General features: G+C 63.5%; 14 protein-coding genes and 1 pseudogene. 7 read left to right on the plus strand and 8 right to left on the minus strand.

Features of this window, described 5'->3' with window-relative positions:
* Positions 1-3 precede the first annotated feature (3 nt).
* The 3 genes from LBW87_RS22995 to LBW87_RS23005 are packed head-to-tail and all read left to right on the plus strand — an operon-like array spanning position 4 to position 2404.
* Positions 4-777, plus strand: a complete 774-nt coding sequence (locus LBW87_RS22995) for an amino acid ABC transporter ATP-binding protein (protein WP_320442749.1) — start codon at positions 4-6, stop codon at positions 775-777.
* A 5-nt stretch (positions 778-782) separates the two neighbouring features.
* A complete protein-coding gene (locus tag LBW87_RS23000; protein ID WP_225203810.1) occupies positions 783-1229 on the plus strand; it encodes an Lrp/AsnC family transcriptional regulator in 447 nt (148 codons plus the stop codon).
* Positions 1230-1261: 32 nt separating this feature from the next.
* A complete protein-coding gene (locus tag LBW87_RS23005; RefSeq protein WP_225203811.1) occupies positions 1262-2404 on the plus strand; it encodes a fimbrial protein in 1143 nt (380 codons plus the stop codon).
* 275 nt (positions 2405-2679) lie between these two features.
* On the opposite strand, the gene LBW87_RS23010 is transcribed toward LBW87_RS23005, so the two are convergent.
* Entirely contained in the window at positions 2680-3522 is an 843-nt protein-coding gene (locus tag LBW87_RS23010) for a transporter substrate-binding domain-containing protein (RefSeq protein WP_225203812.1), read from the minus strand.
* Between the two features lie 295 nt (positions 3523-3817).
* Here LBW87_RS23010 and LBW87_RS23015 point away from each other — a divergent pair.
* The 3 genes and pseudogenes from LBW87_RS23015 to LBW87_RS23025 all read left to right on the plus strand — a co-directional run.
* Positions 3818-4966, plus strand: a pseudogene (locus tag LBW87_RS23015) (saccharopine dehydrogenase NADP-binding domain-containing protein); the annotation flags it as partial.
* Positions 4926-6023, plus strand: coding sequence for a DUF1338 domain-containing protein (locus LBW87_RS23020; protein ID WP_225203814.1), 1098 nt, complete (start codon positions 4926-4928; stop codon positions 6021-6023). The pseudogene LBW87_RS23015 and the gene LBW87_RS23020, both read left to right, overlap by 41 nt.
* Positions 6024-6162: 139 nt before the next feature.
* Positions 6163-6486, plus strand: coding sequence for a hypothetical protein (locus LBW87_RS23025; RefSeq protein ID WP_225203815.1), 324 nt, complete (start codon positions 6163-6165; stop codon positions 6484-6486).
* Between the two features lie 7 nt (positions 6487-6493).
* Here the strand turns inward: LBW87_RS23025 and LBW87_RS23030 are convergent, their stop codons facing one another.
* The 4 genes from LBW87_RS23030 to LBW87_RS23045 all read right to left on the minus strand — a co-directional run bounded on the left by LBW87_RS23030 (position 6494) and on the right by LBW87_RS23045 (position 9603).
* A complete protein-coding gene (locus LBW87_RS23030) occupies positions 6494-7774 on the minus strand; it encodes a DUF2863 family protein (protein WP_225203816.1) in 1281 nt (426 codons plus the stop codon).
* Entirely contained in the window at positions 7771-8709 is a 939-nt protein-coding gene (locus LBW87_RS23035) for a DMT family transporter (protein WP_225203817.1), read from the minus strand. Before LBW87_RS23035 ends, LBW87_RS23030 begins: the two co-directional genes overlap by 4 nt.
* 463 nt (positions 8710-9172) lie before the next feature.
* On the minus strand, positions 9173-9400 hold the full coding sequence (locus LBW87_RS23040) for a tautomerase family protein (protein WP_225203818.1): 228 nt from the start codon (positions 9398-9400) through the stop codon (positions 9173-9175).
* A gap of 2 nt (positions 9401-9402) precedes the next feature.
* Entirely contained in the window at positions 9403-9603 is a 201-nt protein-coding gene (locus tag LBW87_RS23045; RefSeq protein WP_225203819.1) for a tautomerase family protein, read from the minus strand.
* A gap of 229 nt (positions 9604-9832) precedes the next feature.
* Between LBW87_RS23045 and LBW87_RS23050 the strand changes: the two genes are divergently transcribed.
* On the plus strand, positions 9833-11287 hold the full coding sequence (locus tag LBW87_RS23050; protein WP_225203820.1) for an aspartate/glutamate racemase family protein: 1455 nt from the start codon (positions 9833-9835) through the stop codon (positions 11285-11287).
* On the opposite strand, the gene LBW87_RS23055 is transcribed toward LBW87_RS23050, so the two are convergent.
* The 3 genes from LBW87_RS23055 to LBW87_RS23065 all read right to left on the minus strand — a co-directional run bounded on the left by LBW87_RS23055 (position 11263) and on the right by LBW87_RS23065 (position 15757).
* On the minus strand, positions 11263-12861 hold the full coding sequence (locus LBW87_RS23055) for a methyl-accepting chemotaxis protein (RefSeq protein ID WP_225203821.1): 1599 nt from the start codon (positions 12859-12861) through the stop codon (positions 11263-11265). The genes LBW87_RS23050 and LBW87_RS23055 overlap by 25 nt on opposite strands.
* A 242-nt stretch (positions 12862-13103) precedes the next feature.
* Positions 13104-13931, minus strand: coding sequence for a MetQ/NlpA family ABC transporter substrate-binding protein (locus tag LBW87_RS23060; protein WP_225203822.1), 828 nt, complete (start codon positions 13929-13931; stop codon positions 13104-13106).
* Between the two features lie 113 nt (positions 13932-14044).
* On the minus strand, positions 14045-15757 hold the full coding sequence (locus LBW87_RS23065) for an ABC transporter ATP-binding protein (protein ID WP_225203823.1): 1713 nt from the start codon (positions 15755-15757) through the stop codon (positions 14045-14047).
* Positions 15758-15760: the final 3 nt, after the last annotated feature.

Raw genomic sequence — 15760 nt, forward strand, 5'->3', positions numbered from 1 at the left:
ACCATGACATCCGCTGCCAACCCCGCCATGATCCAGATCAGCAACCTCAAGAAGGCCTTCGGCGAGCACGTGGTGCTCAAGGATATCTCCATCCAGATCGAACGCGGCAGCGTGGTCGCCATGATCGGGCCTTCCGGCTCGGGCAAGTCGACCCTGCTGCGCTGCCTGAACCTGCTGACCGTGCCCGACCTGGGCTCGGTGCGCATCGGCGATCAACATTTCGAATTCGATGGCAAGAAGTCGCGCCTGCCGCGCGACCGCGAACTGGCCGGCTACCGGGCCCGCACCGGGATGGTGTTCCAGCATTTCAACCTGTTTCCGCACATGACGGCGCTGGAGAACGTGATGGAAGGCATGCTCACCGTGCTGCGCACGCCCAAGGCCGAGGCCCGCCAACAGGCGCTGGCGCTGCTGCAGAAGGTCGGCCTGTCGGACCGCGCCGACATGTACCCGCAAAAGCTGTCGGGGGGCCAGAAGCAACGAGTGGCCATCGCCCGCGCGCTGGCCATGCGGCCTGAGGTAATGCTGTTCGACGAAGCCACCTCGGCGCTCGATCCCGAACTGGTGGGTGAAGTGCTCAACGTGATCCGTGGCCTGGCCGCCGACGGCATGACCATGATCCTGGTGACCCACGAAGTCGCCTTTGCGCGCGAAGTCGCCGACCAGGTGGTATTCATGCGCGATGGCGTGGTGGTCGAAGCAGGGCCGCCATCCCAGGTCATCGACAATCCACAGCAGGCGGCCACGCGCGCCTTCCTGGCACGCTTCAACGGCTGAGCCCGATGAAGACCCGGCTCGACACCCTGGACGAGACCGATCGCAACCTGATTGCGCTGCTGCAGCTGTCGGCGCGCGACAGCGTGGCCAACCTGGCACGCAAGCTGGGGGTGGCACGCACCACGGTCGTGGCGCGCCTGGCGCGGCTGGAACAGAACGGGGTCATCGCTGGCTACACCGTCAAGCTGGGCCAGGAAGTGTCCGACAATGCGCTGCGCGCCTATGTCGGCATCACCATCGAACCCAAGTCGGCACGCGATGTACTGAAACAGTTCAGGCGCATGCCGGAGATCGAAATGCTGTGCTCGGTCTCGGGCGAATTCGATTATGTCGCCTGGCTGCGCGCCACCTCTGCCGAGCGACTCGATCAACTGCTGGATGAAATTGGCCAGATCGAGGGTGTGTCCCGCACCACGACGTCAATCGTCCTAGCTCTCAAAATAGAGCGCTGACGGCACATTCAAGAGTATTCCTATCGAGATGCATGGCGGATTTCATTAGCATCTCTGCATACTTTGTCACGTCATGTCTCCGGGAGAGTCGTCATGAAAATCTTCAGGTACGCGCTTTGAAACACTGGTTGAAGTTGCAGGTTGGCGCACTCGCTCTGCTGTCGAGTGGCGCCGCAGCGGCGCAGTGCGACGGCGGCAACAGAACCGCCACGCTGAGTCTGCCCACTACCGTTACAGCGAGCAATGATGCCAGCCCCGGCACCCTGCTGAGCCCGTGGGTGGTCAGTGCGGAGATCTCTAACTATTTTTCCTGCTGGGCGGACTTTGCCAACGGCATGGGCGGAGACACCCGGTTCTTGACCGACTCGACGGTACGGGTCGCGTTTCACACCGGTGCTCAGCCCGACATCATCGTATGGAACACCAACCTCGCCGGCGTCGGCGTGGCGCTGGTCCATCGCTGGTTCAACGGCCCCTGCGGCTGGTCTGGCTGGACTGGCGGCAGCAGCAACACGATCGTCGGCGGCGCGTGTGCCAGCGCCCCGCCCACGGACGTGGGCAGTCAGGTCTTCGTGGCGCTGGTCAAGACCGGGCCCATCACAGCCGGGCTGCTCAGCGCCATGACCGTCATGCAGGGCGTCCCCCTGGGCGCGGACGAAGACCATACGCACATCCTCCCCATTTCGCCTGCCCGCATCTCGTTCGTCACCAACCCGGTGGCCATCGTCACCCCTACCTGCACGGTCACCACACAGAATGTGGCGGTCAGGATGACGTCCACCGGCAGTCTGTCCACAACGGCCTTTACCGGCCGCTACAGCACCAGCAATCCGGTTGCTTTCAAGTTGCAGTTGCGTTGCAGCGGCACCCCCGCCCGACTCGGCATCACCTTCTCCGACATACGCAATCCTGGCAATCGCAGCAATATCCTGTCACTGAGCGCACACTCGTCCGCCACCGGCCTGGGCGTGCAGATTCTTCATAACAATGCTCCGGTGCGCTACGGACGGGATTCATCAGCGCCGGGTAACCAGGGACAGATCGTGCTGAACGTCCACCAGGGCGGCGAGAGCGTCATTGATTTGCCATTTACGGCACGCTATATCCAGACCGCCTACGCAGTGGTTCCCGGCCGCGCCGATGCGGCGGCGTCATTTACCATGTCCTATCACTGAACAACGACCGAAAGGCCGATGAAATTCGGGAATATCCTGATACAACGAGCGTCGCATTGCCTCTAGGATACAAGCGTGTCCTCACACTGATCGCCATGGCCAATATGCACAAGCTCCTCAAAAATCCGACGATGGTATTGATGCTTTGGCTGGCGGCAGCAGCGCTGGTCGCGGTATTGATGACCTTGGTGCGCACCCACCACTGACCTGCCTCGGGCCGAAAAAAAAGCTTGCCGGTCACGGCAAGCTTTTCTGCGTCTCGCAACTACCAGGTATTACAGCGGAATCTGCGGTGGCACGTCTTCCGGCTTCACGCCCGACAGCTTCTGCAGGTTGCCCAGCACGGTCGGCTTGATCTTGCCGGCAGTGCGTTCGGCCACGATCCACTTGTTGACGGTCTCGACCCAGGCCTTGTCGTCTTCCTTGGGCACGCCGATGTTGGTGGAAGTCGCTTCCAGCGGCAGCGGCACATACATCTTGCCCAGCGCCGGGTTCTTCTTCAGCACATTCAGCGACAGCAACCAGACCAGCACCTGTGCATCGATGCGACCGGTCTGCAATGCCAGCGTCACGTCATCGGCCTTTTCCAGGCGCACGATGGTGGCGTTGGGGCACACGCGCGAGATCATCTGGTCGTGCGACGAACCGATGTCGACACCGATCTTGATTTCCGGCTTGTTGAGCTCGGCCCAGGTCTTGTATTCCTTCTTGGAGACGATGGTGAAGGCGTTCTGGAACAGCGGTTCCGTAAAGCCGATCACCTCACGACGCGCAGGCGTCGGATTCATGCCGAAGAACACATCGATCTTGCGGGTCTGCAGGTCCAGCACCGAGTTGCCCCAGGTGGTCTCGGTGATTTCGAGCTTGACGTTGAGGCTGGTCGCCAGGCTCTTGGCGAAATCGATCATGAAGCCGCCCCATTCGCCGCTGGCCAGGTCACGGTTGTAGTAAGGCGCTGCACCGCGCACGGCGCCGATGCGCAAGGTCTTGGTGCGCTGAATGCGGGCGAAGGTGGCTTCAGTCGAACCCGGTGCTGTCGCCTGGGCGAAAACGCTGGGGAATACGGACACGGCGGCGAGGCCGGCGACATTGGCGATGAAGGTGCGGCGGTTGGTCATGATTCTCCCTGGTTGGCGGATGGCGCTGTGGCGCGCTTGAGAAATATGTCCGGACTGTGACCGGACGACGCCGACGATTTTAGCCCAGCACAGCAGGCAAATGCGCTGGCCGCATGATGAAATTCGCTCTCCAACGGATCATTGAACGGCATGATCCCGGACGATGGGAATCATCCTGATATGACGTTATGTAGTGGTGAATCATACAAAATGACGATAAACACATCATCCCGACGTCAATCTTGGTCTTTTTATCGTCATCGCCGCTCCCTAGAATGCCAACAAGGACAACCCAAAGGGAGCGACCATGAAGATATTGTTACTAGGCTCCGGCCATATCGGGCGTGCCATTGCACGCCGCCTGCACGGGTGCGGCGACCATCAGGTCACCGTTGCCGACCGTGATCCCCAGGCGCTGGCGCCATTGCAGCAGCTGGGTCTGACGACCATGACGCTGGCGCTCGACGACGCGCATCAATTGCAGGAAGTGCTGCAAGCGCACGACGCCGTCATCAATGCCCTGCCCTACCATATGGCCATCGCCATGGCCGAAGCCGCGCGCGCGGCAGGCACCCACTACTTCGATCTCACCGAGGATGTGCACGCCACGCGCCGCATCATGCAACTGGCGCAGGACGCGGACACCGCCTTCATGCCGCAGTGCGGACTGGCGCCCGGCTTCGTCGGCATCGCCGCGCATCACCTGGCGCAGGGGTTCGAGGACGTCGTCGACATCAAGATGCGGGTCGGCGCGCTGCCGCAATATCCCACCAACGAAATCAAGTACAACCTGACCTGGAGCGTGGATGGCCTGGTCAACGAGTATTGCCATCCGTGCGAGGCGATCCGCGACGGCGTGCTGCAACAGCTGCAACCGCTGGAAGGCCTGGAGCATTTCTCGATCGACGGCGTCGAGTACGAAGCCTTCAATACCTCCGGCGGACTGGGCACCCTGTGCACTACCCTGGCCGGGCGCACCAGCAATCTCGACTACAAGTCGGTGCGCTATCCCGGCCATCGCGACCGCTTGCACTTCCTGTTGCATGAGCTGCGCCTGAAAGAACGCCCGCAACTGCTCAAGGACATCCTGCGCGCGGCCGTACCCGCCACGCTGCAGGACCTGGTGCTGGTATTGGTCACCGTCAGCGGCCATCACAACGGCCAGTATGTGCAACGGGCATTCAGTCGCAAGGTGTTTGCCAGCGCCGACGAGAGCGCTATCCAGATCACCACTGCGGCGGGCGTCTGTGCGGCCATCGACCTGTTCGCGGCCGGCAAGCTGCCGCAGCGCGGCTTCATCGCCCAGGAACGGATCGCCCTGCCCGACCTGCTCGCCAATCGCTTCGGGCGCGCCTATGCAGAGCGGAGGTACACTGACGGCATCGCATCCCAGGGAGACCAGCATGACATCAGTGGCAGCCGACCAGCATCGCTGGCAGCATGACGATAGCGCCGTGACCGATTCGGGCCTGATCCGTTTGCTGGACGCGCATCGCTCGCAGCAGCAGATCGCCTTTCTGCTGCGCGCGCTGCACGTTCCCGCCTGTACGCTGCAAGCCGCAGGCGAGCAGGTCAGCCGCCTCGAACTGGCACAGGCGCTCAATATGCTGCTGTTCGAAAAGCTGCTGCGCGAGGTGCCCGATGCCAAGGCCTATGTGGCCGACGCCATGCAGGCGGACCAGCGGATGCACTTCGATCATGGCGCACTGCGCACCGTGCTGGCCGGGAACACCGGGTTGTTGCCGGCCGGCTCGGAAGCGATCGTGCGCATACTGCGACCGCTGGGATATGTTCAGAACGGCTTGTATCCGCTGGAACGCCTGCGCATGACCGGGCGCACCTACGGCCATGCCGATGCGCCCGAAGAGATCGCCCAGTTCTTTGTCAGCGAATTGCACGCCGACCAGTTCTCGCCCGAATTCCAGGCCGCCGTCGCACGCGTGGTCGGCACCTCGCTCGACCCGCTCGATGCCGATGCCCAGGCGCTGCTGGCGCAACTGGAGCAGGCCGGGCAACTGCCGATGGCGGCGGCCCAGGGCCTGTTGCCGGTATTGCTGTCGTGCTTCGAGCGGCAGCACGAACTGCCGACGCTGGCCGACTATGAACTGTTGCGTGGCGAATCGGCCGAGATGGCCTGGATCGCCACCGAAGGCAACGTCTTCAACCATGCCACCGATCGCGTGGCAGACGTGGAAGCGGTGGCCGCGCACCAGCGCGCGCTGGGCCGGCCGATGAAGGACAAGATCGAGGTCTCGCGCAACGGGCGCGTGCGGCAGACCGCCTATCGCGCCTGCACGGTCGTGCGCCCGATGCGCGATGAACAGGGCAACGTGGTGCAAAAGACGGTGCCGGGTTCGTTCTACGAATTCATCTCGCGCGCCCGGTATATCGATGAGCAAGGGGTCGAACGACTCGACCTGAGTTTCGACAGCGGCAATGCGCAAGGCATCTTCAAGATGACCGCCGGCGACCAGAACACGTCTGCCCGAACCGCGCTTTAACAGCCACCCAATCCGGGTAAATCCGGGTAAGAAGCCGCCACGCCAGCGCGTGCCCGCCTTACGCTGTGAACCTGCATTTCGGTTCCACATGGCAATAATGCCGTGACCGACTGCAGCATCATGGCAAGAGGGGGATCTCATGCAAACCACGCAAACATTGCGACGCCGCGGCGTCGGCGGGCTCATTGCGGTGTGCGCACTGGCGATGTCGGGCTGCGCCAATTTCACCGAAGTCAGCAGCGACGAGCGCGAGCTCTACATGGTCAGCGCCACCGGCGTGAGCTACACCATGTCGATCCCGGCATTGACCGCGGCAGCCAAGGAAAAAGCCAATGACTTCTGCGGCCGGCAGCAGATGAATGCCGACCTCCGTCAACTGGTGCGCGGCTGGCGCCCGATGCAGGTTGAACTGTATTTTCGCTGCCAGCCCAAGGGTGTGAGCCTGCAGGCGCTGCTGAACTAAGCCACACTCAAGCCGTCGGCCAGGCCCGCTCGCGCAGGACGCTGCCATCATCGCCGAAGCCATCGGCCAGCTTGAACTCGGTCACGCCCAGCGACGCCAGCGATTCGGCGGCGTCGAACAACTGCTCCTGCAGGTCGCCATCGAGCAAGTGCGATGCGCTGGCCAGCACCGCGTCGGCACGGCGCAACTGCACCTGCAGGATGGCGTCGCCGGCGTCATCGGCAATCGCCAGCACGGCGCGGGCATCGGCTGCTGCCGCGCCCGCTGCGGCCAGGCCCTGCTCCAGCTCGGACAACATCTGCAGCATGCGATATTCGGCATTGCCGGCCTGCTTGGCGCCGTGGAACAAGTCCTGATACAGGAAGTGCAGATCGCATGCATCGGCCTCGCCGCTGCCGGTCAGGCACTGGCGCATCAGGCCCGACTGTGCGCCCGACCAGGCGCGGAAACGTTCGGCGCGCTGCTCGAAATAGGCATCTGCGGCAGCCTCGTCGGTCGGTATCCTGTAGAACGGATCATCCAGTTCCTTGAGCGAGAATCCGAGCAGGAAGCGCAACTCCAGCACTTCGTCATCGGCGCCAAAGCCGGCCTCAGGCCAGCCGCGCATGCTGCGCTCGATGGCAGGCACGCTCATCACCTTGCGGTCGGTCAGCGAGGCAAACGCATCGCGGTTCATCGCTTCCAGTTCGCTATAGCTGATCGCATCGATCTCTTCGGGGTGGTACAGGTGATGCACCAGCACCACGCGGGCCCGTTCGCTTTCCAGCCCGGCTTGCTGCAGGCTGTTGCGCAAGGTGTCGAAGCTCTCGCCGTCGGCCAGCACCCGCGACGCCTGCAATCCCCCCCTGGTGCGCACCAGCAAGGGAATCAGGAAGGCATTGATTTCGAGCTCGCGCTCGCCGCGGCGCAGCAGCAGCATGTCGGCCGCATCCTCGACCGTCTGGCGCAACAGGGAATGGCCGCGCTGGTCTTCGAAGCGCAATTGCTCCAGCGCCTCGTAGAGCGTTTCGTCATCACGCTGGCGCAGGCAATTGCGGATCATGCGTTCCAGGTCAGACTGACCGACCCGTTGCCCATCGTCGGCCACCGTGCCGGCAGCGACCGCCGTGGCCAGTGCGGCCAACTGGCGCACCCGTTCCTCGTCTTCATCCAGGTCGTTGCTGGCGGCGTGTGCATTTTGCTGGCGCCGGCGCGAGGCGTCGGTGGCGACATGGGTGCGCGGCTTGTCGCGGGCAGGTCCGGCCGGCTTGGCGGCTGGTTTGGCGGTGGGTCGCTTGGGTTTATTCATGATCTTTCTCGTTGATTCAAAGTCGGCGCCGAGCGCGTTGGCGCGGTCGCCAGCAACATCCCTGCCAGCGCCACGGCGAAGGCCGATGCCTGCAGCCAGCTCAGGCTCTCGCCCAATGCGACCACGCCGACGATGGCGGTGCTGATCGGCAGCATCACGGTAAATACGCCGGCGCGGCCGGCCGGCACCACTTTCAGGCCGGTCATCCACAGCCAGACGGTCCACACGCTGGCCGCCAATCCATAGAACAGCAGCAGGGCCCAGATATCGATCGATACTGCGCCAAAGTCGAATTGCAGGGCCAGGTACAAGCCCATGGGCGTCATCAGCAGCAAGCCCCACAGGTTGATGATGGCGCTGATCCGCTTGGGGCTCAAGACCGAGGTCAGCTTCTTGCCGATCACCGCATAGGCGGCCTCGCACAGAACGGCGCCGAACACGAACAGGTTGCCGATCCAGGCGTCGTGCGGTGCGGCCACGCCGCTGGCCGCATGCGGGTTCTTGGCCAGCGACAGCATGCCGATGCCGAGTACGCCGCAGGCGATGGCGCCCCAGACGCGGGCCCCGATTCTTTCCTTGAGGAAGATCCAGCTCATCAACGCCACGACGGCCGGGATGGCCGACATGATCACACCGGCCGACACCGCGCTGGTCATCGACACCCCGGTGATCATGCAGATGCTGAACAGGAAGTTACCCAGGAAGGATTCAAGAAACAGCAACCAGCGCGACTGCGGCGAGAGCGCTTGCTCGCCGGGTGGTTTCTTCATCCAGCGCAGCATGGCGATGGCGCCGATACCGAACCGCAGCCAGGCCAGCAGGAACATCGGCAGCGCCGCCACCAGGGGCTTGCTCAGCGCCACGTAGGCGCCCACCAACGACATGCTCAGGATCAGGCAGGCGTAGCCCATGGGACGGCTGGGGGTGAAGCTCATGCTTTCCTTGGTCGTGGTTGGCGGCAAATACAGACAGGAGCGTATTTTAATCGACGGCCGCGCTAGCGGCCGTCGTCCTGACGAAAGTCAGGACCCAGTGTCTTTCCTCTCCCTAGCGGCCGTCATCCTGACGAAAGTCGGGACCCAGTGTCGTTCCACCGCCGCCAATGCACAAGCAAAGACGCTGGATCCCGGCCTGCGCCGGGACGACGGCGAGTTGAACCGTCGTCCTGACGAAAGTCAGGACCCAGTGTCGTTCCACCGTCACCAACGCACAAACAAAGTCGCTGGATCCCGGCCTGCGCCGGGACGACGGCGAGTTGAACCGTCGTCCTGACGACTTGCAACGCCGGCCAACACAAAAAAAGGGCCCGCCAAGCGAGCCCTTAGAAAAGGTCCAAACTGCAAAACACAAGCACGACGTTGTTCGGACCAGCCAAATGAAAGCGGAAGAAAATCCCGATCAGGACTCGCCCGGCGCTCGGCCGTGGCGATCGACACCCCTGCCCAGCGACTTGGCAGTCTCGCCGGCGATGCCGTAATCGGTATTGGGAACATCCTTGAGAATGACGCGCACTTCGGCGCGATCGATGCCCACCGTGTTGACGGCGGCATCGGTCAGCGCAGCGATCAGGCGCTCCTTTTGCACATCGGTGCGACCGGCGATGAACGTAACCTGGATGATGGACATGCCTACTCCTGTTCGGCAGCAATCGCCGCCACGGATTTGCCGGCAATGCCGAACTGCTTCGCCGGCACCTCGGTGAGCCACACCCGCACCGAGTCGACCGGCGCGCCGATGGCCTCGACGGTGGCCTGCGTCAATGCGCCGATCAACGCTTGCTTTTGCTGGTCGCTGTAACCTTCGACCACGAACATCTCGATATTTGGCATGCTGGCTCCGGCCGTGCAGGGGTGGCCCAAATCTTATGCGGCGCCTGGGGATAAATCAAATTCATGCAATGCATCGGCTTTATAAGTACCGCCGATTCCATACCGGATCGGCATCGGTGCCGGTGACAACCACATCGACAGCGACCACCGCCATGCCGACATTGCATGCTGCGCACCGGCATGGCAGCGCATACTGGGGCCATCGATGCCAACCACAGCCAGGAACGCCATGCCCACCCCATCACCCTCGCGTCGCGCCTATGGCGTCATCGGCGGACTCGGTCCACTGGCCAGCGCCGATGTGTTCTTCAAGCTGATGCGTTCGATTGCACGGCGCAACATGGCCGACAGCGCCGACGTGGTGTTCGAGCAGCACCCGTTCAAGGGCAATCATTCGAGCAGCAGCGCCACCACCGAACGCAAGCTGTACGTGTTCGACTTGATCCGCGCCTTCGAGCAGCGCCATATCGATGTGATCGTGCTGCCCTGCTTTCTCAGTCACACCTTTCTCGATGAGCTCACCGCCAACACCACCCTGCCCATCATCAACCTGATGGCGGCGCTGCTCGATCACGTCCGCAGCGCCATGCCACATGCCCGGCGCATCGGCGTGCTGACCTCAGACTTCACCCGCGAGGCGGGCCTGTTCGAGCGCTACTTCGCCGCGCCCGACTTCGAAGTGGTGTATCCGCGTCTGCAGGAAGGACGCAACCTGGTCAGCGAAGCCGTCTATGGCGAACATGGCATCAAGCGCGGCCAGCTCGACGGCGCACCGCTGGACCTGCTGCGCCAGGCAGCGCTCGACCTGGCCGGGCAACAGGTCGATGTGATCCTGCCGGGATTGACCGAGGTGGCGCTGGTGGCCCATGCGCTGGGAACGCTGCCGGTGCCGCTGGTGGACAGCAACCAGGTCTATGCCGAGCGGGTCGCGGCCAGCCACGACGATGTCGCGACACGGCCATTCAAGGTTGGCGTGGTAGGCGGCGTGGGACCTGCCGCCACGGTCGACTTCATGCAGAAGATCGTGCGCAATACGCCGGCGGCGCGCGACCAGGATCACATCAAGGTGCACGTCGAACAGAATCCGCAGATTCCCGACCGCACCGAGAACCTGGTCGGCGCCGGCCTCGATCCAACCATCGCCCTGTATGCCACCTGCAAGAAACTGGAAGACGGCGGCGCCGACCTGATCGCCATTCCCTGCAACACGGCGCATGCCTATGTCGAGCGGATCCAGGGCAGCCTGGCGATTCCCATCGTCAACATGCTCACCGTCACTGCCGAAGCCATCCGCACGCAATTTCCGCAGCTGACCCGGGTCGGCCTGCTGGCGACCTCGGGCACGGTCGGCAGTGGCGTCTATCAGCGCGAACTGGCCGCGCACGGGCTGGACCAGTTATTACCGGCGCCAGCCCTGCAGGAACGAGTGATGAATGCCATCTACGGTCGCCACGGCGTGAAGGCCGGCTACACCGAGGGCGAATGCCAGGACGACATCCGCGCCGCGCTCGACGACCTGGTGCAACAGGGCGCCGAAGTGATCATCCTGGGCTGCACCGAGCTGCCCCTGCTGTTGCCCTCAGGCCCGTGGACCCATCACGACGGATCGACCCTGACCCTGGTCGATCCCACCGAAACGCTGGCCCGGCGTTGCGTGGCTTACGCCAGTGCGACCCGCCGCTGAGCCGGGCTCGGCGCATCCAGTGCGTTCATGCCGGGCCCCAGGTTGAAGAAGCCCACGGCACGCTTGAGCGCCCCGGCCTGGTCTTCCAGCGATTTGGCGGCCGCAGCGGCCTGTTCGACCAGCGCGGCATTCTGCTGCGTCACGCCATCCATCTGCGTCACCGCCTGATTGACCTGGACGATGCCGTCGGCCTGCTCGCGGCTGGCGCTGCTGATGTCCTGCATCAGGGCATGCGCACCGCGCACGCTATCGACCACCTGGCTCATGGTGCTGCCGGCCTGTTCGACCAGGCGGCTACCGGCGCCGACCTTGTCGACCGAGTCGCCGATCAGTTGCTTGATCTCCTTGGCGGCAGCGGCCGAACGCTGCGCCAGCGCCCGCACTTCGGTAGCCACCACCGCGAAGCCACGCCCCTGCTCGCCGGCCCGCGCCGCTTCCACTGCGGCGTTCAATGCCAGGATGTTGGTCTGGAAGGCAATGCCATCGATCACGCTGATGATGTCGACGATCTTCTTGGACGACTCATTGATGGTGTTCATGGTGGCGATCAGATCGCTCATCACCGCGCCGCCATCCTGGGCGATGGTCGAGGCGTTGGTCACCAGCTGGTTGGCGCGCAGCGCATTGTCCGAATTGGTGCGCACGCTGGAGGTCAGTTGCTCGATCGAGGCGGCGGTCTCTTCCAGCGCCCCGGCCTGCTCTTCGGTACGGGCCGACAGGTCGAGATTGCCGCTGGCGATTTCGCCCGAGGCGGTAGCGATGCTGTCGGCGCCATGCCGCACGCTATCGACGATGCCATGCAGTTGCTGGCTCATGCCTTGCAGCGACACCACCAGTTGGCCCAGTTCGTCGCGGCCGGCGATTTCACCCCGGTGCGTCAGGTCGCCGTTGGCCACCCGCTGCGATATCTGCAGCGCCACGTCGACCGGGCGTGTGATGCTGCGGGTGAGCACCACCGCAAAGGCAATGCCCGACAGCAGGATCAATATCTCAAGCAGCAGGATATGCTGCTCGCTGCGATGCGCCACGTCCTGCACCTGCTGGCCGATCTCATCGATACGCGTCTTCTCGAAGTCGAGCAGCGCCCGCATGGCTTCCTGCGTGGCCTTGGCCACCGGCACATATTCTTGCGCATAGAGTTGCTCGACCTGTTGCGCGTCGCCCTCTTTCTTGATGGCGTAGATGCGGTCGCGCACCGCCAAAAACTGCTTGCGATAGGTATTGATGGCCGCCAGCAAGCGACGCTCTTCGTCGGACGTCAGCAGCTTTTCGACTTGCGCCAGGGTCTGCGCCGAATCCTTGCTGGAGGCAGCCGCCTCTTGCGCCAGGAACTTCTCGAGTTCGGTATCGCGGCTCTTGACCACGGTGGTGGTGCGCTGGATGGCGATCAGCAGCAAGGTATTCCACTGCGACACCAGCCGTTCGGTCTTGAGCGGCACATCCATCATCTGCTGGGTCTGCCCGGCAACCGCCTTGAGTCGCCAGATACCGAGCCCGGCCACCAGCATCGAAAACACCAGCACCACCGCAAAGCCCGCCCCGAGCCGCGTTCCCACTTTTGCATTCTTGATCATCGCCCCGCATCCCCAACCTGAAAACACGCTTGCCCCAACGACTGCGCTTCAGGCGATTCTAGAGCCGGCTGCATTGCCGACCATATCAATATTACGAAGCGATCCATGCCGTAACGGCAATGCTGCCCGGCAAGCTGCACGGCTGGCCCGTGGCAGCCTCGCCAAGCCCGCCCCAAGCAGGCTCAGCAAAAAAACAACAGGGCCGCCCTGGAGCGGCCCTGCGCGCGATCAAGTTGACAAAATTACCAGGCCGCCAGGATGCCGCCCTTGAACTCGGTCTCGATGAAGCGCTTCACCTCGTCCGACTGATAGGCCTTCACCAGCTTGGGCAACCATGACTGGTCGCGGTCCTTTTCGCGTACGGCGATGACGCATGCATACGGGCTTTCACCGCCTTCGACCACCAGGCTGTCGCGCGCCGGGTTGAGGCCGGCCTTGGCCGCGAAGTCGGCGTTCACCGCCGAGGCGTCGAGATCGTCCAGCGTGCGCGGCAGCTGGGCCGCATCGATCTCGATGAACTTCCACTTCTTCGGGTTCTCGACGATGTCGATGGGCGTGGCATTGACCCCGGTCAGCGGATCGATGCCGGCGCGCAGCTTGAGGAGGCCATGCTTTTGCAGCAGCAGCAACACGCGGCTTTCGTTAGCCGGATCGTTGGGAATGCCGATCCGGGCGCCGGCCGGAATATCGGCCAGCTTGCGGTACTTCTTGGAGTAGATCGCCATCGGTCCGATCATGGTGTTGCCGGTGCCGTAGATCTTGTAGCCACGCGCCTTGACCTGCGCATTGAGGAAAGGGCGATGCTGGTAACTGTTGGCGTCGAGCTCGCCGGCATCCAGTGCCGCGTTGGGCTGGATGTAGTCGTTGAATTCGATGATCTGGATCTTGTAGCCGGGATTGTCGCGCTCGAAGACGCGCTTGGCCGCCTCGAATATCTGCGCATGCGGGCCACTGGTCACGCCCACCTTCAACACCCGGTCTGCCGCCAGCGCCGGACCCGACGCCACCATTGCCATACCCAGTGCTGCAGCCAGCCACCTGGCACTACGTGCGATCCAACGAATGTCCATCGATACCCTCTTGGCAATTAAAAAAGAGAATCAATGTATCGGCGACGCCGCGCAGGCGGAACGAATCTTTTCCGTCTTGGTTATGTGGGCCGCGACTAACGAACCATCAGCTGTCAGGCGCGCAGCAATTCCGGTTCTTCCGTTCGTGTCGCCGGTACCAGCGCCGCGCCCGGCACGGCGGCAATCAGCGAGCGCGTGTACGGATGCCGGGCATGACGCCAGATCGACTGGTGGTCGCCACGCTCGACGATCTCGCCGCCATTCATCACCAGCACCTGATCGGCGATATAACGCACCACCGACAGGTCGTGCGAGATGAACAGGTAAGACAATCCGAATTCCTGGCGCAGGTCGACCAGCAGATTGAGGATCTGCGCCTGCACCGACACATCCAGTGCCGACACCGGCTCGTCGCAGATCACCAGCGATGGCCTCAGGATCAGCGCACGGGCGATGCCGATGCGTTGCCGCTGGCCACCCGAGAACTGATGCGGATAACGTTGCAGGGCGGTCTGCGGCAAGCCCACCAGATCGATCATCGATGCGATGCGACGCTGGCGCTCGTTGCGGTCTCCCAGCGCATGGATCACCAGCGCCTGGTCAAGGATCTCGGCCACCGACTGGCGTGCATTGAGCGAGGCATACGGGTCCTGGAAGATCATCTGCACCCGTCGCCGATGGGGCCGCAGGGCGCGCCGGTCCAGTGCCGCGATGTCGGTGCCATCGAGCACGATGCGACCACTGGCGGCATCGGTCAGGCGCACGATGGCGTGCGACAGCGTCGACTTGCCGCAGCCCGATTCCCCCACCAGGCCCACCGTCTGGCCGGGCTCGATATCGAACGACACGCCACGCACCGCCTGCACCGATCCGCGTGCCGTGTCGTAACGCACATGCAAGTCCTGCACCGACAACAACGGCAGGCCGGAGGCCACGGCGGCGGCCACCAGCGGCTGCGCGTGATCGCGCGTGCTGAGGGTGAACTGCTGCTGGCCGTCGGCATCGACCGAGCGCCTGATTTCGGGCAGTCGCTGCTGGCGATAGTGAATGTCCTGTTCCATGCGCAGCGACGCACCCAGCAAGCCACGCGTGTAGGCATGCCGGGGCCGCGCGAACAACTCGGCGCTGCTGCCCTGCTCGACCTTGACCCCGCCCACCATCACCGCCACCCGATCTGCCCACTGCTCGACCACGCCCAGGTCGTGCGTGATCAACAGCACCGCCATCGACAGCTCGCGGCGCAATTGATCCAGCAGTTCGAGAATCTGCGCCTGGATGGTCACATCCAATGCGGTGGTCGGCTCGTCGGCGATCAACAGGCGCGGCCGGTTGGCCACGGCCATGGCGATCATCACGCGCTGGCGCTGGCCGCCTGATAACTGGTGCGGAAAATCGTCGATGCGTCGTTGCGGCTCGGGGATGCGCACCAGCGCCAGCAGTTCGATGGCGCGTGCGCGCGCGGCCGCAGCCGACAGGTCCTGGTGCAGCCGGATCGCCTCGATCACCTGCTGGCCAACCGACAGCACCGGGTTGAGCGAAGTCATCGGCTCCTGGAAGATCATCGAGATGGCGTTGCCCCGCAGCGCCGTCAGTTCCGACTCGGACAACTGCAGCAGGTCGCGTCCCTCGAAATGAATCTGGCCGGACACCTGCGCGCTCGGCGCCAGCAAGCCCAGCAACGACAAGGCCGTGGTCGACTTGCCGCAACCCGATTCGCCCACCAGCGCCAGCATCTCGCCGGGTGCAATCGTCAGGTCGAGACGGCGCACGGCGTCATGGCCGGGAAAGGAGATACTGAGTGCACGTAGTTCGAGCAGCGGCTGCATGGC

Source organism: Herbaspirillum sp. alder98 (assembly GCF_020179755.1).
Classification (GTDB): domain Bacteria; phylum Pseudomonadota; class Gammaproteobacteria; order Burkholderiales; family Burkholderiaceae_D; genus Herbaspirillum.

Excerpts from the sequence above, each read along its gene's own strand:
- LBW87_RS22995 (WP_320442749.1), top strand. The coding sequence starts at position 4 with ATGACATCCGCTGCCAACCCCGCCATGATCCAGATCAGCAACCTCAAG.
- LBW87_RS23000 (WP_225203810.1), top strand. The coding sequence starts at position 783 with ATGAAGACCCGGCTCGACACCCTGGACGAGACCGATCGCAACCTGATT.
- LBW87_RS23005 (WP_225203811.1), top strand. The coding sequence starts at position 1,262 with ATGGCGGATTTCATTAGCATCTCTGCATACTTTGTCACGTCATGTCTC.
- LBW87_RS23010 (WP_225203812.1), bottom strand. The coding sequence starts at position 3,522 with ATGACCAACCGCCGCACCTTCATCGCCAATGTCGCCGGCCTCGCCGCC.
- LBW87_RS23020 (WP_225203814.1), top strand. The coding sequence starts at position 4,926 with ATGACATCAGTGGCAGCCGACCAGCATCGCTGGCAGCATGACGATAGC.
- LBW87_RS23025 (WP_225203815.1), top strand. The coding sequence starts at position 6,163 with ATGCAAACCACGCAAACATTGCGACGCCGCGGCGTCGGCGGGCTCATT.
- LBW87_RS23030 (WP_225203816.1), bottom strand. The coding sequence starts at position 7,774 with ATGAATAAACCCAAGCGACCCACCGCCAAACCAGCCGCCAAGCCGGCC.
- LBW87_RS23035 (WP_225203817.1), bottom strand. The coding sequence starts at position 8,709 with ATGAGCTTCACCCCCAGCCGTCCCATGGGCTACGCCTGCCTGATCCTG.
- LBW87_RS23040 (WP_225203818.1), bottom strand. The coding sequence starts at position 9,400 with ATGTCCATCATCCAGGTTACGTTCATCGCCGGTCGCACCGATGTGCAA.
- LBW87_RS23045 (WP_225203819.1), bottom strand. The coding sequence starts at position 9,603 with ATGCCAAATATCGAGATGTTCGTGGTCGAAGGTTACAGCGACCAGCAA.
- LBW87_RS23050 (WP_225203820.1), top strand. The coding sequence starts at position 9,833 with ATGCCCACCCCATCACCCTCGCGTCGCGCCTATGGCGTCATCGGCGGA.
- LBW87_RS23055 (WP_225203821.1), bottom strand. The coding sequence starts at position 12,861 with ATGATCAAGAATGCAAAAGTGGGAACGCGGCTCGGGGCGGGCTTTGCG.
- LBW87_RS23060 (WP_225203822.1), bottom strand. The coding sequence starts at position 13,931 with ATGGACATTCGTTGGATCGCACGTAGTGCCAGGTGGCTGGCTGCAGCA.
- LBW87_RS23065 (WP_225203823.1), bottom strand. The coding sequence starts at position 15,757 with ATGCAGCCGCTGCTCGAACTACGTGCACTCAGTATCTCCTTTCCCGGC.